Origin of the sequence: Bradyrhizobium sp. 35 (genome assembly GCF_023073215.1) — a bacterium.
In the GTDB taxonomy this organism is placed as follows: domain Bacteria; phylum Pseudomonadota; class Alphaproteobacteria; order Rhizobiales; family Xanthobacteraceae; genus Bradyrhizobium; species Bradyrhizobium canariense_D.
Genome location: NZ_JADPJC010000074.1, coordinates 1 through 20,643, shown reverse-complemented (window position 1 = coordinate 20,643; position 20,643 = coordinate 1). Strand labels below are relative to the sequence as shown.

Sequence of the window (20,643 nt, the reverse complement as noted above, 5' to 3'; positions counted from 1 at the left end):
CCTCGCATCATTTCCAGGCGAATACCGGCTGTTCCAGCTCGGTGACGCGGGTGTGCCGTCCTGCCAGCACTTCGCGGAACTGGTAGATCAGGGCCGCCGTCGGTGCGTGAATCAAGCTCGACTGATGATGGAAACGGATCACACGGCGCGTGCTCTCGGGGATCGCGACGAAATCGAAGGCGTCGGCGCGCTCGACCGTCGCAAGCGCGATGCGATGGACGGAGGCGACCTCGTCCGGGTTTGGTTTGATCGCGGCACTATCGGCGGCCCAGACCACGACCGGCGTGATCAGATAACCGGAGCGGGTCGGATAGTCATCGAGCGTGCCGAGCACCTCCGCGCCGGTGAGGCGCAGGCCAAGCTCCTCGTCGAGCTCGCGCAGTGCCGCCTGGACCGGCGTCTCGCCGGCATCGCAGCGTCCGCCGGGAAGAGCCCATTGGCCGCGATGGGCGCGCAGATGCGATGCGCGCAGCGTGAGCAGGAACGCCGTGTCATCGCGCTCGCTGGCTGCGGTCAGCGCAATCACCACAGCGGCACGCTTCAACGCCGCCGGCGCCTCATCCTCCGGCAGCCGCGTGAAGGCCGCACAGGCAGCCGCGATATTCCGCCGTGTGGCATCGTCGAACGGTCTCATCATGCTTGACTACACCACGTCCGGCCCCGATGAAACGAGATCGCACGACCCGCTCAGGAAATGGACGACATGACCAACAAGACCGCCGCGAGGCTGAAAGCAGACGGCTGGACCATCCTGGAGACCACGGGCTTCATGCACCTGATCGGCCCATTGTGGGAGCGCAAGGTCGACGGCCAGTACGAATTCGCACTTGCGACCGAGGACAAGCACCACAATCGCCGCGGCATGGTCCAGGGCGGCGTGATGATGACGTTCGCGGACCGTACCTGCGGCATGACTGACCGCTATGTCTCGGGCAAGGAGTTCATGGCGACGGTGCAGCTCGACACACATTTCGTCGAAGCCGGCCAGATCGGCGACATCCTGATCTCCCGCCCGCGCGTGGTGCGCTCGACCCGCAGCCTGATCTTCATGAGCACCGAGGTGACGGTGGACGGCCGCTGCGTGGTGATGGCCAATGGTGTGTTCAAGATCTTGAAGGGGCCGGGGTAGGAGCGATACCCACCGCTGTCATTCCCCGCGCAGGCGGGGAATCCAGTACGCCGCGGCTTCTCGATTGAACTACAGCCCTCTCGGAATACTGGATCGCCCGGTCAAGCCGGGCGATGACAGCTGAGAGCGTAGCAAGCATCTCCGCCAACCGCGTCATTGCGAGCGCAGCGAAGCAATCCAGACTGCCGCCGCAGACGCATCTCTGGATTGCTTCGCTGCGCTCGCAATGACGGAGTGAGACGGTTATGCTGTCGCCAGAAGAAGCAGCAAGGACGCGCCCATGCAATACCGCCAACTCGGCCGCAGCGGCCTGAAAGTGTCGCCGATCTGCTTGGGCACCATGATGTTCGGCGGGCCGACCGATGAAGCCACCTCAAAGCGGATCATCGCGAAGGCGCACGAGGCCGGGGTCAATTTCATCGACACCGCCGACGCCTATTCCAAGGGCGCATCCGAACAGGTCGTGGGACGCGCCATCGGCAACAACCGTCACGCCTGGGTGCTGGCCACGAAACTCGCCAATCCCATGGGCGACGATCCCAACCGTGTCGGCCTGTCGCGACGCTGGGTCTTGCAAGCGGCGGATGAGAGCCTGAAGCGGCTCGGCACCGACCACATCGACATCTATTATCTGCACAAGGAAGACCATTCGACGCCGCTGGAGGAGACGGTGCGCGCGATGGGCGATTTGATCCGCGCCGGCAAGGTGCGCTATTTCGGCGTCTCGAACTACCGCGCCTGGCGCGTCGCCGAAATCTGCAACATCTGCGACCGGCTCGGCATCGACCGGCCCGCGGTGAGCCAACCCTATTACAACGCCATGAATCGCATGCCCGAAGTCGAGCACTTCCCGGCCTGCTCCTATTACGGCCTCGGCATCGTGCCCTATAGCCCCCTGGCGCGCGGCGTGCTGACCGGCAAATACACGCCCGACGCGGCTCCCGACAAGGAGACGCGCGCGGGCCGCAATGACACCCGCATGATGCAGACCGAATGGCGGCCGGAATCGCTCCAGCTGGCGCAGGAGATCAAGGCCCACGCCGAGAAAAATGGCATCACCGCAGGCCAGTTCGCGGTCGCCTGGGTGCTGAACTCCGCCTTTGTCTCCTCGATCGTTGCCGGCCCGCGCACCGAGGAGCAATGGGACGGCTATACCGGCGCGCTCGACTATCGCTTCACCGCCGAGGACGAGGCGCTGATCGACAGACTGGTCGTGCCGGGTCATCCCTCGACGCCAGGCTACAACGACCCGGCCTATCCGATTGAAGGACGTCGCGCGCGGACGGCCTGAGCCGGAGACAAGAATGGCCCTCGAAGATCGCTACGGCCTGCCGCTCTCTACCTCTTCGCCCAAGGCGGCGTCCGCTTATCGCGAAGGCGTCGACCTCATGCTCGCGGGCTGGACCGGCACGGCGGAAACCTTGGAGTGCGCGATTGCGGCCGATCCGGATTTTGCGCTGGCCCATATCGCCCGCGCCCGCCTGCATGGCTTCTATCAGCAAGGCGATCTGGCACGGCAGAAGGCGGCACTCGCCCGTGAGCTCGTGGCGACACGCGGCACGGAACGCGAGCGTTCGCATGTCGAGACGCTGGCGCTTTCAATTGAGGGCCGGCTGCCCGAGGCAATCGCGGCGACGATGAAGCACGTCGAGGCGTGGCCGCGCGATGCATTGGTGCTGTCGCTGCCGCTCGGCGCCTTCGGCCTGTTCGCGTTCTCCGGCATGGCCGATCACGACCGCGCCCGGCAGGAGCTGTGCGAGCGCGTCGCGCATGACTATGGCGAGGATTGGTGGTTCCTCACCATGTACGGCTGGGCGATGACCGAGAACGGCAATGTCAGTCGCGGCCGCGGTGTCACCGAGCGCGGCTTCGAGCTGCGCCGGCAGAATGCCCATGCCGTGCACGCCGTGCTGCATGCGATGTTCGAGGACGGTTCGATCGAAGCGGCCGACCGGCTCGTCGACGACTGGATCCCCTGTTACGACCGCGCCGGGATCTTGCACGGCCACATCCGCTGGCATCAGGCGCTCGGCGCGCTGGAGCATGGCGATGCCGCGCGGGCGCTCGCGATCTATGCCGATGTGCTGCAGCCAAAGGCCACACAGGCGCCGCCGCTCAATCTCGTCACCGACGGTGCGTCACTGCTCTGGCGCCTGTCGGCTTACGGCCACGTCGTGCCGAGAGCGCTCTGGGTCGAAGCCGATGCCACCGCGCAAAGACTGTTTCCGAAATCGAGCCTGCCCTTCGCCGATATCCACATGGCACTGTTCGCAGCCGCAACGCAAAATCGCGAGGCGCTTGTCGCGCGGTTGACCGCGATCGAGCAGCGGCTCGCCGATGGCAAGCTGCCGGCCGGCCCCGTCGTGCCGGCGGTCTGCCGCGCGCTGGCAGCCTTTGCGGACGAGGATTACGCGGCATGCGTGCAAATGCTCGCGCCGGTCCTCGACGAGGTCGTGCGTCTCGGCGGCAGCCACGCCCAGCGCGAGTTGATCGAGGACACTTTTGTCGTTGCCCTCATGCGCAGCGGCGACCTGCCGCGCGCCCGCGCCCTGCTCGACGCCCGCCTGCACCGCCGCCCATCCTTGCGCGATACGCGCTGGCGGGCGGCTATGGGGTAGCCCGCCACGAAAAAAACACCGGCCTGACGGCAAGTGCTGGCCGGGAATGGGTTGGGCGATATGGGCGAATTGCCGTTGGGGTGGCGCGGTGGTATTTCAGACGAGTCCGGCAGAACAAACGGGATCGCAACCAATTTACGGTTCGCTGGTTATCCGACGGGACTTTTCGGTCGTTCCCTGGCATGTGAGCCTTCCGATGCGCCTCTGCCGCCCCATCCTCGCTGCTGCCCTCGTCGCCACCTTGGTCCTCTTGGCAAGCCCTTGTTTTGCCGAGTCTTCCGCGCCGATTCCCGTCAACAATCCGCCCGGGCAACAGACCGCCTTTATCGACTTGCTGGCGCTGATGTCCGGCCACTGCAAGACGTTGAAGGTTGCCGGCCGCACCTTCCCCTGCAAGACGGTCGCCTACGCTCATGGTGACAAGGGCCGGGTCAATTTCACGGTCGCGGTCGACGATCCCGCTGATGACAATCACGTCGTGTCGTTCTCCGGCGAGAACGGCAAGCGCGCCGACGACAATTCCTACGAGCTGCCGATCGACCGCATGCTGCTCAACTCCAAGGACCGCCCCAAGGTCGACGGGCTGCCGGTGCCGGCCGAGCAGACCTCCACCGGCCTCTGCCGCCAGACCGGCAATTTCGCCGCCAAGAAGGTGAACGACGTCACCTGCTCCGCGACCGACAGCGAGGGCCGGAAGTACGAACTCCTGTTCGTCTCCGACGGCACGCCGGTGAGCGTGCGCCGCATCAGGCAGTCGGCGCCGTCGATCCAGGATCCGTTCAAATAGCTCCATCCGTTACGTGAACGCCTTTCCAGCGTCGCGAAGAAGGCGAGATTGACGGAATTCCTGGGCACCGGCAGCGGTCGGCCGCGCTGCGCGGCATGAACATGCTGGTGATGTAGGGCATGCGGCAGGGAATGCAGATCGCATCCTCGAAGACGCCAGGGTCGAATTCAGATGGCCGCGCACCAGCTGTGTGTCGAAGCCGAGATTGCTCACCGACGAATTCGCGCGCATCGTCACCACCGATGACGTGATTGCGTCATTCGCGGCAGAGTGATGGCAGAGTTGCGATCACGCCGGTGATGCGACAATAGATCTCAAGAGACGCACGCAGCCGCGCGAACCGGACCAATGTAACTGCGTCGTTTCGACGCCCGCACTGGCCGGAACGTGCCGGATGACCATGTGTTGTCACACGACATTCAACCGGAGTGATGACATGAAGTATCTCTTTGTCGCGATGGCCGTCGGTGCTGCGGCGCTTGTCGGCGGATCCGCGGCGAACGCGGCCAATCATTCAAGTGCGAAACAGAACGCGCCAGCCGCCCAGTCAACCGATATCAGCGCGCAGCACAGGCACCACCATCACGGCTATCGCCATCACTGGCGTCCTCACCACCATCACGGATTTCATCGTCCGCACTACCGGAGCTACGGCTATTATCCGCGGCACCACGGCTATTACGGCGGTGGACCGTACGGATATTACGGCGGCGGCGGTCCCAGCGTGACGTTCGGCTTCGGCGGCAGCCGCTGGTAAGACGAAAGGCAGCAAGACGAAGGGCTCGCGAAACGCGGGCCTTTCTTTGCTCGTCAGCCTATTCCCGCAAGATTATCCCCGCCGTCTGTTGACCGCTCGCCAGCGCCGCTTCGACTGTACCCATGTCGGCTCCGCGATAGAGCGCCTCGCCGGAGAACAGCACCGGACCGTCGGCGCGCGCAAGGATCGTTTGCGCCTCGCGCGTTCGCGGCGTCGCCCAGGAATAAGCGCCGCGGGCGTAGGGATCGTGCGCCCAGTTTGTCGCGACCGCGATGACGAGTTCGCGTGCGAGGTCCTGGCCCGACAGGCCAAAGACGATCGCAAGCGAATCGAGCCCGGTATCGATCAGCGCTTGCGGGTCGAGACGCGACAGCGCTGCCGTGCGCGGGCCGCCGAACCATCCGGTCAGCACGGGATGCCGGTTCGGATATTGCGTCCACCACACCGGGATGGCCTGGTCGGACAAAAGGAAGGCCATGTCCGCGAGCTCTTCCTTGCGCTCACGCCACCATGGCCGCCTGAAGCGCAGCAGGATTTTTATCACGTTACCGAAGCCGATATCGTCGGCCGCCGCCGCCTTCGCGCGCGCGCGGCTCGGCAGCCCGATCTCGCGCAACAACGGCAACGGAACGGTGATGATCACGCGATCGCAGCCCTGCACGTCGCCGCCGACACAGCGAACGACGATCGCGCCGCCCTCCTCCTCGATCGCCGACACCACGCAGCCGAAGCGAAACGTCACGCCAAGCTTGCGGCACTCGGCTGCCAGGAAGTCGATCATCCCACCATAGCCGCCCTTGATGCGCGCCTGCGGAGAGTGCCCGCCAGCCATCCATTCCTCGCGCAGCGCCAGCGTGGAGGCGGACTCGGGATCGGCCGCATCATAGCCCTCAACCATTCGCTCGATCGAATGGCGCAGCCGCGCATGCTCATCCCCGGCAAAATGCCGGCGCAGGAAATCGGCGACAGTGAGGTCGTCGTTCAATTCCCGGACCACGGCGTGCAGCTCAGCCTGATGCGGATCGTGGCGATCCTCGCGCACGATGTCAGCGCCGTCAAAGCCCCATCGCTCGCCCTCGATCTCCTGTAGGGACAGCCCGGCTTCACGCAGCAACGCGCGCGTGACCGGCGCCTCGCCGTGGACGAATTCGGCGCCGCCGTCGGCGGGGTAGCCGAACTCCGAAGCAGGCAGCGGGTGGATGCGGCCGCCGCAGCGCTCGCGCGCCTCCAGGATTGTCACGGTCCTGCCCGCGCGCGCCAGCTCGCGCGCCGCCATCAGACCGGCCGCGCCGGCACCGACAATGACGATATGCTCGGATGTTGCCGACATCTCGGTGCTGTTACTTGCCCACGGCCTGCGGATCGTTCTGGATCAGATAACGCAGCAGCAGGACGCCGCCACCGAGATCCCGCGTGCTCTCCAGCGTCATCGCGCTCAGCGGTGCGCGCCGGTCGCCGTCCGAGTCCGTGGAATCGAACACGAAGGGCGCGCCCTTGGCACCGTCGATCGCGGGACTGAGGATCAGGTTGAACTCGTCGATCAGGCCGGCACGCAGGAACGCGCCGTTGGCGACACCGCCGCCCTCCACCAGCAGGCGCTTCACGCCGAGCTCGCGGTTGAGGATGTCCAGCGTCAGCGCGAGGTCGATCTCGGACTTGCCGGCAAAGATATAGGACACGCCCTCGCCGCGGAGCCCCGCGAGATGCGAATCGGCGACGCTCTCGGTCAACACGACGACGATCGGATCGCCGCCGATATCGGAGCGGCCCCAGCCGATCTTGCCCTGCGCATCGAGCACGACGCCATAGGTTTTCGCGTCGCGTCGCACAAACCAGTTTTCGCGCGGAAATTTCGCGTCCGCCGTCGTGGGATAGGCATCGCCCTTGGCGAACTCCGAGCCGGTGATGCGGCCGATCACCCAGGCGTCGCCGCCGAGCTCGTCGTGGATCTTCTCGAACCAGTCCGTTCCTGCCCCCTTCGGGCGCCAGCGGCTCGGATGGGTGCGGCCGTCCAGACTCGAATGCATCAGGCAGATGACGTAAGGCTTCATGCGTATCTCCGGGCCGCGCTCAGGCAGCCGGCTCATTGCCCTTCTCATTCCCCGTGGCGCGATCGTTCACGATCAAAGCGAGGGGATTGAGCTTTGGCGGCGCGATGAGTTTCAGCGTGTTGGTGTCGCGATGGTTGAACGGCGCGCCGTGCACGAACAACTCGGTCTGGATCAGATAGGTCCAACTGCCGTCGTCGTTGAAGGTGATGTCGCAGCGGTAAGCATCGGTGCGGAACGCTTGTTCCAGAAAATCAGTCGAGCAGATCCCGTAAGCGGTGTCGCCGCGCTTGGCGGTCACGGAGATCTCCTTGTCGCCCGGCCCGGCCTTGCCCGACGCCAGCAGCACCTGCCCGCGCGGAATCGCCAGCGTCTGCATGATCAACCCGGTCGCGGGCTCCCACAACCAGTAGCCGACCTGGTCGTGGAAGGTGATGTCTTCCTCGGGCGTGTTGATGTGGATGTGATACCGCAGCCCATAGAGCAGCTGCGGCCCGTTGGCCTGCGGATCGATCGGGTCCATCCGGATGCGCTCGATGAAGGTCCGCCGCTCCGGCCCCTCGGCCTTCGGATTGATGTCGATACCCTTGTCGGCCTGCCAGACACCGGCGAGACGGCGGAGCGGGCCGAGATTGGCAAGTCCGTCGGGCGAGACGTCCTCGGGCTCGGTGAAGATATCGGCGGGAAGGGGGAGCATGGGTGTCCTCGCGTCGTTGCGAGGCAGCAATAGCATGAGAGCGCGGGCGTGGCTCGTTCTCCAGCCTCACAATCGCGAATGGACATAGGCGCCACGCGCAGACGATGCATGACGCGAAGCGCCAGGACGCTTAGTGGCGGTGGTCCCGGACGATGGGTTGATTGCGATGGTCGCCCACGATGGGCTGGTCGCGATGGTCGCAGACGATGCGTCGTCGCGCTCGAGGGTGTAACCACGTCGCCAATGCGATCGCTGGATGGAGTTGTGCATGGAGTTCTGCCTTTCGCTTGGTGGATCACTGCGAGCTACCTGACAACAAGGTAGATTTTGCAATCGACGTCGAATCTGCCGCAGTTTTAATCAGACACCCGAGCGTCGGGCTTATGCAGCCAAGGCGTTGACGTTCCGTAATTCGTGAAAATCATGGCAGCTGCCCAGGAGAGCGTCATAAGCATTTGTGTTCGGTGTTCCCGTTTGCGCCACGGAATCACGATGATAAGATCACCTCAGGATTGTGAAATACACCATAGGCGACGAAGCCACTCCTAAACTAGCGTTCACGTGACGTCCGTTATTTTCAAGTGAGTGGTTTGGAATGCAGCAGGCTTCGGTCGAGAAGTTCTCGGACCTCATCGGCAGTGTCTATGATTGTGTGATCGCGCCGGAAGGCTGGACCGAAGTTCTAGATCAGATCTGCGCCCAGTTCGGCTTTGCCACCGGCGCGCTCTCGGTCGCCAGCCTCACCAACATGAAGGCCGTCGTCAATGCGGTCTCCGGGTCCGACCTGGCCCAGATGGCCCAGAACGGGGTCGGCTACGGCCCCGACATCATCGAGCTCTGGGGCGGCGCCGAACGCATTCGGCAATACCCGCTCGGCGAGCCGGTCGTTCAATCCCAAGCCGTCCGGCCGGACGTTATTTCCAGCAACCGCTACTATCGCGAATGGGCCATGCCCAGGGGCCTGTTCGACGCCGTTGCCGTCGGCCTCGTTCGCGACAGGACGATGGTTGGAAATGCGATATTCAGCCAGCATGAGTCGGCAGGCCGGATCGACGATGCGCAGGTCGACGGATTGCGCCTTCTGGCGCCTCACATCCGCCGCGCCGTGACGATCAGCAATCTGTTCGACATGAAGGCGGTGGAAGCCAACACATTCGCGGCGACGGTGGAGGCCCTGACGGTGGGCGTCGTCCTGGCCGACGAGGATTCGAAGATCGTTCACACCAACGCCGCAGCCGCGGCGATGCTCGCGGCCGGCGATCCGATCGTGGCAAGGCATGGCAGGATCGCGGTTCAATCCGCGGCGAGCACGGCCACATTGCAATCAGCCGTCGCGCAGGCGGCAAAGGACGAGGCGACGCTCGGGCAAAAAGGCATCGGCATCCCGATCCCTCGCCAAAGCGGTGAGCCTCTCGTCATCCACGTTCTGCCGCTGCGACGCAGCCACACACGATCCGGTCTGATCCAGAGCGCCGCTGCCGCCGTGTTCGTGACGTCAGCCTCCGGGCCGCCGCGATTGCTTCACGATGCGCTCAACCAGCTCTATGACCTGACGCCGGCCGAGATTCGCATCTTCGAGCTCATCTGCGAGGGACACACACGAGACGCAATCTCGGCCTTGCTCCGCGTTTCCGTCAGCACCGTGAAGAGCCATCTCATTCACGTCTTCGAAAAGACGGGCTGCCGGCGCCAGGTCGATCTGGTCAGGCTCGCGAAATCGCTGACGTTCCCGGTGTAACAGAAGACCGCGCTCAAGCCGCTTCCGACGTTGATCGCGCACGCTGCTCGAGCACGCCGATCGTCGAGACCAAATTGTCGCGTCGCGCGCGAAGATTCAGCGCAAGAAGCGGATAGGTCGGCTGAAGCACGTCAAACACCCCTGCTCTCGCCTCTTCCTCGAGAATGTCGGTGTTGATGAGTCTAACGCGCCACCACAAATCGGCGACCAACGCATCGAGCCGGAGTTCGCCGGCAGCACCAGAACGGGACATCTCTTGCATCACTTGCCTCAACCTGAAACGGCCTCTCTTCCAAGGCCAGACTTTGGTCCTGGCTGAGCAAGCAGAGTGCCAGCAACGGCGGGCGCGATCTGGTTCCGGAACGGATTGCTGCGCGAGCCGGCTGGTCAAGGCTTGGCGCTCAAGGCTTGGCGCTGGGCAAGATGTTGCCCGTGGAGAGCGAAAATGGTGCCCAGGGGCGGAATCGAACCACCGACACTGCGATTTTCAGTCGCATGCTCTACCAACTGAGCTACCTGGGCGTGCTCCAAAGAGGGGCCAAAGCCCATCGAGCGGGCGGTTTATAGTGGGCTGAAGGCTGCCTGTCCACCCACGCTTCGCCGATGGCTTCGCGGGGCGTGGCCCGGCTGTGCACAAGGCAGGACGTGGCTCGGAGGCAACGCCGCGTAGCGGTGCATCTACAATTTAAATGCTTGATAGAACAGGGTTATTCCTCTCCGTCTGCCTCGTCATCCCGGCCGGGAATGACATAGGAGCCTTTCAGCCAGCGGTTCAGATCGACGTCGCGGCAGCGCGAGGAGCAGAACGGGCGGGTGGCCTCGGACTGCGGCTTGCCGCAGATCGGACAGGTTTTGAGGGGGCTTGCGGGCTTTTTCACCTGGTCGTCCATAGGGTGCTCAGCTTACACGAGGTGAGAGAGTTCAAGAGCCCGTCGCCAAAGGGGTTCCTCCGGCGGAAGCGCAGGCGTCCCGGCCAGATTTCCGCGGGGCAATTCTACTGTGCATGGGGTTGTTTTCGCGATTTTTGCAGGAGCGGCTTTTCGGCTCAGGCGGCGGTGGCGTTGAGCCAGCCGAAGCGGATCGGGAAACCTTCGCCGCCCAGCAGCGTGGTGGTCTCGTAGAGCGGCAGGCCGACCACGTTGGTGTAGGACCCCACCATCTTGACCACGAAGGAGCCGGCGATGCCCTGCACCGCGTAGCCGCCGGCTTTGCCGCGCCATTCGCCGGAGCCGATATAGGCCTGAATGTCGTCCTCCGAGAGGCGCTTGAAGCGGACGCGGGTCTCGACCAGGCGCTGGCGGAAGGCCTCGCGCGGCGTCACCAGGGTGATCGCGGTGTAGACGCGGTGGTTGCGACCCGACAGCAGCCGCAGGCACTGCGCGGCCTCGTCGACGAGGTTGGCTTTGGGCAAGATGCGGCGGCCGACCGCCACCACCGTGTCGGCGGAGAGGATGAAGGCGCCGCGCAGCTCGTCGTCAAGCTGCACCGATTTGAGCGCCGCATCCGCCTTGGCCCGCGCGAGCCGGTTGGCGCAGGCGCGCGGCAGCTCGCCCCGCTTCGGCGTCTCGTCGACGTCGGCGGGCCGGAGCGCGTCCGGCTCGATGCCGGCCTGGTTGAGCAGCGACAGGCGCCGCGGCGAACCGGAGGCGAGAACGAATTTGGGGCGGCCGAGCATCAGGTGATTTGGGGAATGAAGCAGGGGGTGAATTGCGCGCGGAACCTATCGGACGGGGGCTGATTTCACAACCCGGGAACCCGGACTTTACTGATTCGACGGGTACAGGATGCGTGTGCCTGCAGTCTGTGACGCGGGTGTTACGGGCGCCGAATGCTACCCGTTCGCCGCGCCCACCTTCGAAAACCGCCGGCGGATGCGCAGCAGGAGCTGGTCGCAGACGTCGCGATAGGCAGCCAACTTCTGGTCGCGGCTGCCTTCCATGGTGGTGGGATCATGCGTCGGCCAATACTCGACGTCGGCGGCAAGCGTGCGGGTCAGCTCCAGCGCCTTGTGATGCGCCTCCGGCGACAGCGTGATGATCAGGTCGAAATTCAACCCCTCCCAATCCTCCAGTTCCTCGAAGGTCTGAGGCTTGTGGGCGGAGATGTCCTGGCCGAGCTCGGCCATCACGGACACCGCGAACGGATCGAGTTCGCCGCGCCTGGCGCCGGCCGATTTCACGTAGAGCCCTTGCGGAAACATGTGCCGCAGCAGGCTCTCGGCCATCGGCGAGCGCACGCTGTTCATGGCGCAAGCGAACAGCACCGATTGCGGATCGCGTGCGCGTGGCGGACCCGCCATCGCGCTTAACCCTTCCAGTGCAGAACGGTAATGAGCGTGAACAGCCGGCGCGAGGTCTCGAAATCGACCCGCACCTTGCCCTTCAGCCGCTCCTGCAGCGTGCGCGAGCCCTCGTCATGGATGCCGCGGCGGCCCATGTCGATGGCCTCGATCTTGTCCGGCGTCGCTGTGCGGATCGCCTGATAGTAGCTGTCGCAGATCATGAAATAGTCCTTCACGATCCGCCGGAACGGCGTCAGCGACAACAGATGCGCGACCACGGGCGTGCCGTCCTCGCGACGGATGTCGAACATCAGCCGGCTGCCGGTGATCCCGATATGCAGCGTGAACGGCCCCTTCCCGTCGGCGCCCTCCGGCGCGAACAGGTTCTGCTCGATCAAATCGTAGATCGCGATCGCGCGCTCATGCTCGATGTCAGGCCCGGAACGGCCGATCGAGTCCTCGTCGAGCGTGACGCCGACGATGCGATTGGTCGAGTCGTCCTGTTCGGGCGGCTGGGTCATGACAAATTGAGGCGCAATCCAATCGAGCGCGAATGGGCATCTAGCCCCTCCGCCTTGCCGAGAATCATCGCGGCTGGTCCCAGCGCACGCAGCTGATCCGGGCCGCATTTCAGGATCGAGGTGCGCTTGAGGAAATCGTGCACCGAGAGCCCCGACGAGAATCGTGCCGAGCGCGCCGTCGGCAGCACATGGTTGGAGCCGCCGACATAGTCCCCGATCGCCTCCGGCGTATGCGGCCCGAGGAACACGGCGCCGGCGTTGCGGATTTTTGCGGCGAGCGCGTCGGGATCTTGCGTCATGATCTCGAGATGTTCGGCGGCAATCGCATCCGCGAGCGGAATGGCGTCGTTGAGGTTCTTCACCATGATGATGGCGCCGAAATCGGCCCACGAGGCGCTGGCGATTACGGCGCGCGGCAGCGTCTTCAACTGCGCCTCGACGGCTTTTTCGACATCGGCGGCAAGGCGCGCGGAATCGGTAATCAGGATCGACTGCGCGCTGGCATCGTGCTCAGCCTGGGCCAGCAGGTCGGCGGCAATCCAGTCGGCATTGCCGGTGTCATCGGCGATGACGAGCACCTCGGAGGGACCCGCGATCATGTCGATGCCGACCTTGCCGAAGACCAGCCGCTTTGCCGCGGCGACATATGCATTGCCGGGGCCGACGATCTTGGCGACGGGCGCGATCGTCGCGGTGCCATGGGCGAGCGCGGCCACCGCCTGCGCACCGCCGACGCGATAGATCTCGGTGACGCCACCAAGCTTTGCCGCCGCCAGCACCAGCGGATTGAGCTTGCCGTCGGGCGAGGGCACCACCATGACGAGACGCGTCACGCCGGCGACCTTTGCCGGCACCGCATTCATCAGCACCGAGGACGGATAGGCCGCGGTGCCGCCGGGCACGTAGAGGCCGGCGGATTCGATCGCGGTGTAGCGCCAGCCGAGCTCGACGCCGAGCTGATCGGTGAAGCGCTCGTCCTTCGGCAGTTGGCGGCGGTGATAGGTCTCGATGCGATCGCGCGCGAGCTTGAGCGCATCCAGCGTCGCTGCATCACAGGCTTTCACCGCGGCCTCGATCTCGGCGGCGGTGACGCGCAGGTCGGATGCATCGAGCGTCAACCGGTCGAACTTTGCCGTGGCCTCGAGCAAGGCGGCATCGCCCCGCTTCGCCACGTCGTCGACGATGGCACGCGCGGCCGCCTCGACATCGGCCGAGGCCTCGCGCTTGGCGGCGAGGAAGGCCCCGAATCGCTGGTCAAAATCGGCGCTGCTGCGGTCGAGACGAACGGGCATCTTGGCTTCTAACTGGTTTTTGGGGGCGCGGTTTGGCTCACCAGGCCCCTGCTCAATGGCGCGGCGGGGAAGCTGCGTCAACCCTTGAGCCGGGCCGCTCCCCTCCGGCGTCGTCCTGGCGAAACCGGAAGGCGTGGCGTTGGCATGCCACCTCACCCCTCGCCTTCAGCCTCCAACCCCGTCCCCAGCTGATCCGCCCCCAGATCAGTCAGCTCGCATTCCAGGCATTCGACGTCGAGGCGGATGGCGCCGCCTTGGGCAAACAGCAGCAGGGCGCTCCCGCCGGGGGCGTCCTGGCCGTGGAATTCGATGCCGACAAGGTCCAGGACAGTGTCCGGCGCGTCGAGGTCGATGTCGCGCGACTTGCAGGCGAGCACGCGGTCGAACCGGAGAGCCGCCACCAGCCTGCGCGGCTCGGCTTCGCCGTCCAGCGTCTGCTCCCAGTCCAACCGGCTCATGCCGACGACCAGCCGCTTTTCACTTTGCCGCCAGATGATGTCCGAGGGCTGCACGCGGGCGTCCTGGACGTGGGCCGAGATTACGGAGAGGTCGTCGGCGTCGAGTGCGATCAGTTTGAGCTGGGGAGACATCGACGGCGCTTTCTCCTTCGGGCGGATAGGGCTCAACGCGCGCGGGCGGCGAAATTTCCCTAGAACTAATGCCCTACGGGACTAGAGGCTATTGATATCCTCCATCTCCAGCACCTTTCGCGGATACCCCTCCCGCGCAACCCGGATCATGGCGCGGCCGATCTGCTCGGTCGAGGTAACGAGCCGCGGCGAGAGCCGGCGCAGCACCGACCACAGCGGCCAACTTGCTGCATACACGGCCTGCACCCACGCAGTCTTGGAGCGGGCACCGTGGAGCGGTTGGATCGCACCGGGCCGGAACATGTAGGCCGCCTTGAATGGCAGCTTGAGCAGGTCGTTCTCGGTCTTGCCCTTGATCCGCGCCCACATCCGCGAACCCTGCTCGGTGGAATCAGTGCCGGCGCCCGTGACATAGACGAATGTCATCTGCGGATTGAGCCGTGCCAGCGCGGTCGCCGCTGCGAGCGTGATGTCATAGGTCAGATGGCGGTAGCGCTCCTCGCTCATGCCGATCGAGGAGACGCCGAGGCAGAAGAAGCAGGCATCGAAGCCGGTGAGCTGCGCTTCGATCGCCGAGTAGTCCGTGAACTCGCCGTGTGTGATCTCGGTGAGCTTGGCGTGGCGCACGCCGGTCGGGCTGCGGCCGACCACGAGCACGCGATCGATGCGGGCATCGATCAGGCATTCGCGCAAGACGCCCTGCCCGACCATGCCGGTCGCGCCGAAGATGATGATCTGCATCGGGATCTCCCCGCAGCGCGCCTTCCGCGGCAGACTGACTAATGAAAGGCTGCAACCACCGGCTCACACGCGACTGGAACGTGTTCGCACCCGGCCGGTTCGAAATCAGATCGGTCCGCGCGTGGACTGAGGCCGCTCACCCCTTGAAGAACGCAAGCAGGTCCGCGTTGATGGTCTCGGCGTGCGTCGTCGGCATGCCGTGCGGGAAACCCTTGTAGGTCTTCAGCGTGCCGTTCTTCAAGAGCTTGGCCGACAGCGGCGCGGAATCGGCGAAGGGCACGATCTGGTCGTCGTCGCCGTGCATCACCAGCACCGGCACATTGATCTTCTTCAGATCCTCGGTGAAGTCGGTCTGCGAGAACGCGACGATGCCGTCGTAATGGGCTTTCGCGCCGCCCATCATGCCCTGGCGCCACCAGTTCTGGATCACCGCTTCCGACGGCTTTGCGCCGGGACGGTTGTAGCCATAGAAGGGGCCGGCCGCGATGTCGCGGTAGAAGCTGGCGCGGCCGGCAGCGAGCTGCACCTGGAAATCGTCGAACACGCTCTTGGGCAGGCCGCCGGGATTAGCCTCCGTCTTCAGCATCAGCGGCGGCACTGCGGAGAGGATCGCGGCCTTCGCCACCCGGCTCTCGCCATGGCGCGCGATGTAATGCACGACTTCGCCGCCGCCGGTGGAGTGGCCGACATGGATCGCGTTCTTGAGATCGAGATGGGCCGTCACGGCTGCGAGATCATCGGCATAATGATCCATGTCGTGGCCGTCGGCGACCTGCGACGAACGGCCATGGCCGCGACGGTCATGCGCGATGACGCGATAGCCGCGCGTGACGAAGAACATCATCTGCGCGTCCCAGTCGTCAGCCGACAGCGGCCAGCCGTGACTGAACACGATCGGCTGGCCACTTCCCCAGTCCTTGTAGAAGATCTCGACGCCGTCCTTGGTGGTGATGGTGGGCATTGCTAGGCTCCTTGTATGTTCAGGCGACCGCCATCGGCTTGAAGCGGCGCCAGGCGCCGATGGTGAACACCACGAAGAACACCAGCACGAGGCCCTGCACCACGGCGAACACCGGACCTCCGGGCGGCGCCGGCGCCACGGCGGGAGCGAGCGCGGCGAGCGCCGGCACCTTCAGGAACGACTGGATCACCAGCACGAAGACGTTGAAATAGAGCGAGATCATCGCGGTCACGATGTAGACCGGGCGCCACACCCCAGCGAGCTTCATGCCGTAGAGCGCGACGCAGGCGATCGCGAGCAGGACCAGCGAGATGATGCCGATGATATGCGACGGCAGCAGCTCCTTGAACGGAAACAGGAAGCCGGTGGCGCTGGTGAGGATCGTGAACGCTAAGAAAATCGTGGTGAGGCGCGGCATCGGCTTCGAGCCGAGCAGGCCGAACATCACGACAAGGCCGGCGGCGATGCCGATCAGGCTGATGATGACATGAACCAGCGTGAAGGCGGGCAAGCTCAACCCAAGAACCATGACATCTCTCCTACTCTCCATATTGAGGTCGGGATTGATATTACGGTCCTCATCGAATTGCCACACGCGCTGGCGTCACACATGCGTGCGCAGCCATGCGTCGTCGTGCGAATAGAAAACGCATGGCTGAATTATTTGCACCGCTGTCACAAACGACGGCAGTTGTAGCCCGGATGGAGCGAAGCGAAATCCGGGGCTACGAGTCGACGAAGTCGAATCGCGGTTCACACTTCCTTGGTGTCGAAGATCAACAGGTCGGCGCCGCCACTGGCGAATTTCGGCACGTCGGCACCGGTCGCCTTGCCTTCCGGGCTAGCGAATGCCGCCTGGATGTCGGCTGTGCTGTCGAAGGTGAGAATGGCGACGAGATGGATTCCGGAAGGTCCAGCGGGGGAGCCGACCGGCCCCTTGCTGATGGCGTACTTCTTCAAGCCTGGAAGTTTCTTGGCGAGCGGAATATGGGTCTCGGCATAGTATTTGTCGAAGGCCGCAGCATCCGTGGGCGTTTTATACAGCACGACGATTTCAGCCATTTAGTCCTCCCGTTAAGCGCTTCTTTGTCGATCCTCATGGTGAGGAGGCGCGCGAGCGCCCCTGCGGACTATGCTTGCGCATCGCCGCGCGAACCATGCAGGCCCGGCTTTGGCAGCTGGGCCTTCATCCTTCGAGACGCGCGCAATGCGCGCTCCTCAGGATGAGGAGATAGTCACGCATCACACCGCAAGATGGCAAGCCTCATTCGACTTGCCATTTACTTGCCTTGTCCTTGACTAAAGCGCCGGTTTTGCGGCGTCGCCGAGGAAGCCGTGCAGGGAGGCCACGACCTGGGCGCCTTCGCCGATGGCGCCGCCGACGCGCTTGACCGAGCCGGAGCGGACGTCGCCGACGGCGTACACGCCGGGCACCGACGTCTCCAGCGGCGCAACCAGCCGGCCCTGGTTCTGCTCGGACTGCGCGCCTGTGACGACGAAGCCGCCGCGATCGAGCGTGATGCCGCAGCCGTCGAGCCAGCTGGTGGCGGGATCGGCGCCGACGAACAGGAAGAGATTGCGGATGTCGGCGAAATCCTCGTCGGCCGAGAGCCGGCTCTTCCAGCGGATGCGCCGCAGCAGCGAGGCCTCGTCGCCTTCGAGCGCCGTGATCTCGGTGTTGAACATCAGTTCGATGTTCGGCGTGGCTTCGATGCGCTCGATGAGATAGCGCGACATGCTGGCGCCGAGACCGCCGCCGCGGATGATCATCAGCACTTTTTTGGCGTGCCCCGACAGGAACACAGCGGCCTGCCCCGCCGAGTTTCCGGCGCCGACCAGCGCCACTTCCTCGCCGGCGCAGAGCTTCGCCTCGACCGGCGAGGCCCAATACCAGACGCCACGGCCTTCGAACTTGTCGAGGTTCTCGATCTCGGGCCGGCGATAGCGTGCGCCGCTTGCGACCACCACCGCGCGCGAATGCAGGGGATCGCAGCCGTCAAGCGCCACCGAGAACGCGCCGTCCTTGCGCGTGCAGTCGAGCGACTTCACCGTCACCGGGATCATGATTTCCGCGCCGAACTTTTGTGCCTGGTTGAAGGCGCGCGCGGTCAGGGCCTGGCCGGAAATGCCGGTCGGAAAGCCCAGATAGTTTTCGATGCGCGCGCTGGCGCCGGCCTGGCCGCCGAAGGCGCGGGTGTCGAGCACGGCGACGGAGAGGCCTTCGGACGCGGCATACACGGCCGTGGCGAGCCCGGCTGGCCCCGAGCCGACGATCGCGACGTCGTAGATACGGTCGTTGCGCGGACCGCCGATCATGCCGATCGCGCGCGCAAGCTCGGTTTCGCCGGGATTGCGCAGCACCGCACCATCGGGTGTGACGACCAGCGGCCAGTCGTCCGGCTTGGGCGAATAACGCGCGATGACGTCGGCGGCGTCGCGATCGCGCGCGGGATCGAGCAGATGATGCGGCTGGCCGTTGCGGGTGAGGAAGCCCTGCAACCGCACCACGCCTGCCGAATGCGACGGACCGATCAGCACCACGCCGCCGACGCCGCCCTGGAGCAGATTGACCCGGCGCAGGATCAGCGCGCGCATGATGCGCTCGCCGAGTTCGGCCTCGGCGACCAGCAGCGCGCGCAGCCGCTCCGGCGGCAACAGCAGCGTCTCGACATCGCCTTCGGCGCGGCCGTCGACCAGCGCCGGCCGTCCGGAGAGCTGGCTCAGCTCGGCCAAAAATTGCCCCGGCCCCTGATCGATCAACGGCGTGACATGGCCGAGGCCGTCGCGCTGGGTGATGGCGACGTGGCCCTTGAGCACGACGAACATGCCGGGTCCCGGCTTACCGGTCTCGAACAGGAATTCCCCATCGGCATAGTTGCGGACCTCGCCGAAATGCCTGACACGCCCGATCTCGGCTGGTGTCAGCGCCGGAAAGGTCTGTTCAGGGCGGGTGAACCGCGACATCTGCGCGTCACTCTCGGGTCGTTGCGATTCGTCCTGCCCCATTGCCACGTCCATGCACTCCAAAAATTCTAGTCGCCGGTCTTGCCGGCTATCTCGCCGGCGGCCCCCTCATCTAGGGAACCATCTTCATTCTGCGAGGGGTCGGTGCTTGCGGCGCGTTCGCGCGCCTGCATCTTCCGCCGCTTCAGGTTTTCGCGCAGCGCCGATTTGAGCCGGTCGTCGCGGAACGCCCTCGCCTGTCTGGAGTCCTGCTTCGTGCTCTTGTCGTTCTCGTCTGCCATCACCGGTCCATTACAGCGATCGGCGATAACATGCCCGAGGAATAAGGCGGCTCAAGAGGCCCGCGCGATCCGATCGTGCGAAAATCGAAATGGATCGAATCCGGCGTATCGGGCAACTGGCCAGTTGGGTGGGGATATCGGAACCTATTCCGCGGAAAGTCGGCCGTTTCGCGCCAGAACAGGCATTTTGGCCCCGATATCGACCCGATTTTATCGCTTTGGCGGAGCTAGCAAGCTTGCACAGGAGGGGGCCTTGTGGCAGATATCGGCCCGCTTGGTAGGCCCCTCGTGGCGGCCGATTCTTATCCCAGCACATGCTGCCGTAGCTCAGTGGTAGAGCACTCCATTGGTAATGGAGAGGTCGACAGTTCAATCCTGTCTGGCAGCACCATTCCCTCGCTCAAATCACACATGAAACAGCCTTCTCGCGGCATGAGATGCCCGAGTTTTGCTTCTACCTTGACCCTCCTCTGTGAAGAGGCGCAGGGAAGACCGGGTGCCGGCTTAGCACCCGCGGTCCGCTGCGCGAAAATGTAGCGCAAAAAGACCGCACAGCAGCATACAGGTGACGCCGAACACTCGGCCTTCCCTGCGCAGTGGGTTGACGGCTTATGCCGCGCTCTCCCCGGCGACGAGTTCCTTTTTGTCACCGTCGCCTTGCGAATTGACGATGCATTGAGACCCGGTTGAGCCTCGATCCATCTCCGCAAGGCTTGACCGTAGCAACGACGGCCAGGACCACACGATTTTGCCGTACGCAGCGATCCGGCTTCGCCAAGAGGCTCGCCGGACACAGGCGCCGTTCGTCCGCACGCAACAGGACCTCACGAGGTTCATCTCGCCCTGGTTCCGCCTTCGCGTGCCCGACACTGCCGCGTCCACCGCCCCCCGACCCACGCACGTTACGACGGACGATCGCCCCTCTCCCTGGACCGGGATGGCGGATTGATACTGCGATTCCGAATTTCGGTAAAGTGGAATATTTTTGTGGGGGAGGGTTGACGAGATTTTGCAGGAGAGAGGTGTTTTGCCCGACGGGTCAGATTTGCCTGCCTAGCGCGCGCCTAAGCACGTATATCGCCCAACCTATGGAAGGGGATACAAGCCGACGTCGAGCAGACTTCCGCTATGGGGCCACAGGACTAAACCGCTCGCGCGGTAGGCACGACGGCCGGCAGCGCGGCTGAGAGGATAGCGCAACGAGGCGTCCTGTCTTGAGATGAGGGGTTCGCAACCTT

23 protein-coding genes, 2 tRNA genes and 1 pseudogene are annotated in these 20,643 nt (G+C 64.6%); 7 read left to right on the top strand and 19 right to left on the bottom strand.

All coding sequences use genetic code 11. From position 1 onward, the window contains the following. Nucleotides 1–7: 7 nt before the first annotated feature. Entirely contained in the window at nucleotides 8–637 is a 630-nt protein-coding gene (locus IVB36_RS15630) for a CoA pyrophosphatase (protein WP_018453122.1), read from the bottom strand. A gap of 66 nt (nucleotides 638–703) precedes the next feature. Between IVB36_RS15630 and IVB36_RS15625 the strand changes: the two genes are divergently transcribed. From IVB36_RS15625 to IVB36_RS15610, 4 genes are all read left to right on the top strand, one after another. Continuing rightward, nucleotides 704–1,129 (top strand): PaaI family thioesterase, encoded by a 426-nt coding sequence (locus IVB36_RS15625; RefSeq protein ID WP_247392093.1) that lies wholly within the window; start codon nucleotides 704–706, stop codon nucleotides 1,127–1,129. 280 nt (nucleotides 1,130–1,409) lie between these two features. Then, nucleotides 1,410–2,420, top strand: a complete 1,011-nt coding sequence (locus IVB36_RS15620; RefSeq protein ID WP_018453120.1) for an aldo/keto reductase — start codon at nucleotides 1,410–1,412, stop codon at nucleotides 2,418–2,420. A gap of 13 nt (nucleotides 2,421–2,433) precedes the next feature. Then, the gene (locus IVB36_RS15615) at nucleotides 2,434–3,747 is read left to right on the top strand and encodes a tetratricopeptide repeat protein (RefSeq protein WP_247299245.1); all 1,314 of its coding nucleotides are present in this window, start codon (nucleotides 2,434–2,436) and stop codon (nucleotides 3,745–3,747) included. A 196-nt stretch (nucleotides 3,748–3,943) separates the two neighbouring features. After that, the gene (locus tag IVB36_RS15610; protein WP_018453119.1) at nucleotides 3,944–4,534 is read left to right on the top strand and encodes a hypothetical protein; all 591 of its coding nucleotides are present in this window, start codon (nucleotides 3,944–3,946) and stop codon (nucleotides 4,532–4,534) included. A gap of 32 nt (nucleotides 4,535–4,566) precedes the next feature. Here IVB36_RS15610 and IVB36_RS15605 read toward each other — a convergent pair. After that, nucleotides 4,567–4,700: pseudogene (locus IVB36_RS15605) on the bottom strand (oleate hydratase); the annotation flags it as partial. Nucleotides 4,701–4,970: 270 nt separating this feature from the next. On the opposite strand from IVB36_RS15605, the gene IVB36_RS15600 reads away from it, so the two are divergent. Next, on the top strand, nucleotides 4,971–5,291 hold the full coding sequence (locus IVB36_RS15600; RefSeq protein ID WP_018453118.1) for a hypothetical protein: 321 nt from the start codon (nucleotides 4,971–4,973) through the stop codon (nucleotides 5,289–5,291). Between the two features lie 58 nt (nucleotides 5,292–5,349). Here the strand turns inward: IVB36_RS15600 and IVB36_RS15595 are convergent, their stop codons facing one another. Genes IVB36_RS15595 through IVB36_RS15585 form a run of 3 tightly spaced genes read right to left on the bottom strand, consistent with a single transcriptional unit; the run spans nucleotide 5,350 to nucleotide 8,036 of the window. Then, nucleotides 5,350–6,621 carry an NAD(P)/FAD-dependent oxidoreductase gene (locus IVB36_RS15595; RefSeq protein WP_018453117.1) on the bottom strand — a complete coding sequence of 424 codons (1,272 nt, stop codon included), beginning with the start codon at nucleotides 6,619–6,621 and terminating at the stop codon, nucleotides 5,350–5,352. A gap of 10 nt (nucleotides 6,622–6,631) precedes the next feature. Continuing rightward, nucleotides 6,632–7,342 carry a dihydrofolate reductase family protein gene (locus tag IVB36_RS15590; protein WP_026232465.1) on the bottom strand — a complete coding sequence of 237 codons (711 nt, stop codon included), beginning with the start codon at nucleotides 7,340–7,342 and terminating at the stop codon, nucleotides 6,632–6,634. A gap of 19 nt (nucleotides 7,343–7,361) precedes the next feature. After that, nucleotides 7,362–8,036, bottom strand: a complete 675-nt coding sequence (locus IVB36_RS15585; RefSeq protein ID WP_018453115.1) for a heme-binding beta-barrel domain-containing protein — start codon at nucleotides 8,034–8,036, stop codon at nucleotides 7,362–7,364. Nucleotides 8,037–8,631: 595 nt separating this feature from the next. On the opposite strand from IVB36_RS15585, the gene IVB36_RS15580 reads away from it, so the two are divergent. Then, the gene (locus IVB36_RS15580) at nucleotides 8,632–9,774 is read left to right on the top strand and encodes a helix-turn-helix transcriptional regulator (protein ID WP_018453114.1); all 1,143 of its coding nucleotides are present in this window, start codon (nucleotides 8,632–8,634) and stop codon (nucleotides 9,772–9,774) included. Nucleotides 9,775–9,787: 13 nt separating this feature from the next. Here the strand turns inward: IVB36_RS15580 and IVB36_RS15575 are convergent, their stop codons facing one another. The 14 genes from IVB36_RS15575 to IVB36_RS15510 form a co-directional block, all read right to left on the bottom strand. Further along, nucleotides 9,788–10,036, bottom strand: a complete 249-nt coding sequence (locus IVB36_RS15575; protein WP_007615460.1) for a hypothetical protein — start codon at nucleotides 10,034–10,036, stop codon at nucleotides 9,788–9,790. A gap of 184 nt (nucleotides 10,037–10,220) precedes the next feature. Beyond that, nucleotides 10,221–10,296, bottom strand: a tRNA-Phe gene (locus IVB36_RS15570). Between the two features lie 185 nt (nucleotides 10,297–10,481). Continuing rightward, nucleotides 10,482–10,664 (bottom strand): DNA gyrase inhibitor YacG, encoded by a 183-nt coding sequence (gene yacG, locus IVB36_RS15565; protein WP_007597555.1) that lies wholly within the window; start codon nucleotides 10,662–10,664, stop codon nucleotides 10,482–10,484. A 155-nt stretch (nucleotides 10,665–10,819) separates the two neighbouring features. Continuing rightward, the gene (locus tag IVB36_RS15560) at nucleotides 10,820–11,449 is read right to left on the bottom strand and encodes a Maf-like protein (protein WP_247392092.1); all 630 of its coding nucleotides are present in this window, start codon (nucleotides 11,447–11,449) and stop codon (nucleotides 10,820–10,822) included. 156 nt (nucleotides 11,450–11,605) lie between these two features. Beyond that, nucleotides 11,606–12,073, bottom strand: a complete 468-nt coding sequence (locus IVB36_RS15555) for a low molecular weight phosphatase family protein (protein WP_018453112.1) — start codon at nucleotides 12,071–12,073, stop codon at nucleotides 11,606–11,608. 5 nt (nucleotides 12,074–12,078) lie between these two features. Continuing rightward, a complete protein-coding gene (locus IVB36_RS15550) occupies nucleotides 12,079–12,576 on the bottom strand; it encodes a UPF0262 family protein (RefSeq protein ID WP_018453111.1) in 498 nt (165 codons plus the stop codon). Beyond that, a complete protein-coding gene (gene hisD, locus IVB36_RS15545) occupies nucleotides 12,573–13,868 on the bottom strand; it encodes a histidinol dehydrogenase (protein WP_018453110.1) in 1,296 nt (431 codons plus the stop codon). Before hisD ends, IVB36_RS15550 begins: the two co-directional genes overlap by 4 nt. A 152-nt stretch (nucleotides 13,869–14,020) precedes the next feature. Then, nucleotides 14,021–14,458 (bottom strand): DUF2948 family protein, encoded by a 438-nt coding sequence (locus IVB36_RS15540; RefSeq protein WP_026232464.1) that lies wholly within the window; start codon nucleotides 14,456–14,458, stop codon nucleotides 14,021–14,023. 81 nt (nucleotides 14,459–14,539) lie between these two features. Continuing rightward, nucleotides 14,540–15,199, bottom strand: a complete 660-nt coding sequence (locus IVB36_RS15535) for an NAD(P)H-binding protein (RefSeq protein ID WP_018453108.1) — start codon at nucleotides 15,197–15,199, stop codon at nucleotides 14,540–14,542. A gap of 136 nt (nucleotides 15,200–15,335) precedes the next feature. Then, a complete protein-coding gene (locus tag IVB36_RS15530; protein ID WP_018453107.1) occupies nucleotides 15,336–16,160 on the bottom strand; it encodes an alpha/beta hydrolase in 825 nt (274 codons plus the stop codon). A gap of 19 nt (nucleotides 16,161–16,179) precedes the next feature. After that, nucleotides 16,180–16,689 (bottom strand): hypothetical protein, encoded by a 510-nt coding sequence (locus tag IVB36_RS15525; protein ID WP_026232463.1) that lies wholly within the window; start codon nucleotides 16,687–16,689, stop codon nucleotides 16,180–16,182. A gap of 224 nt (nucleotides 16,690–16,913) precedes the next feature. Continuing rightward, nucleotides 16,914–17,222 (bottom strand): EthD family reductase, encoded by a 309-nt coding sequence (locus tag IVB36_RS15520; protein WP_007615494.1) that lies wholly within the window; start codon nucleotides 17,220–17,222, stop codon nucleotides 16,914–16,916. Between the two features lie 237 nt (nucleotides 17,223–17,459). Then, on the bottom strand, nucleotides 17,460–19,166 hold the full coding sequence (locus IVB36_RS15515) for an FAD-dependent oxidoreductase (protein WP_018453105.1): 1,707 nt from the start codon (nucleotides 19,164–19,166) through the stop codon (nucleotides 17,460–17,462). A gap of 26 nt (nucleotides 19,167–19,192) precedes the next feature. Next, nucleotides 19,193–19,405, bottom strand: a complete 213-nt coding sequence (locus IVB36_RS15510; RefSeq protein WP_018453104.1) for a hypothetical protein — start codon at nucleotides 19,403–19,405, stop codon at nucleotides 19,193–19,195. Between the two features lie 316 nt (nucleotides 19,406–19,721). On the opposite strand from IVB36_RS15510, the gene IVB36_RS15505 reads away from it, so the two are divergent. Beyond that, nucleotides 19,722–19,796 (top strand) — tRNA-Thr (locus IVB36_RS15505). The last annotated feature ends 847 nt before the right edge of the window (nucleotides 19,797–20,643 follow it).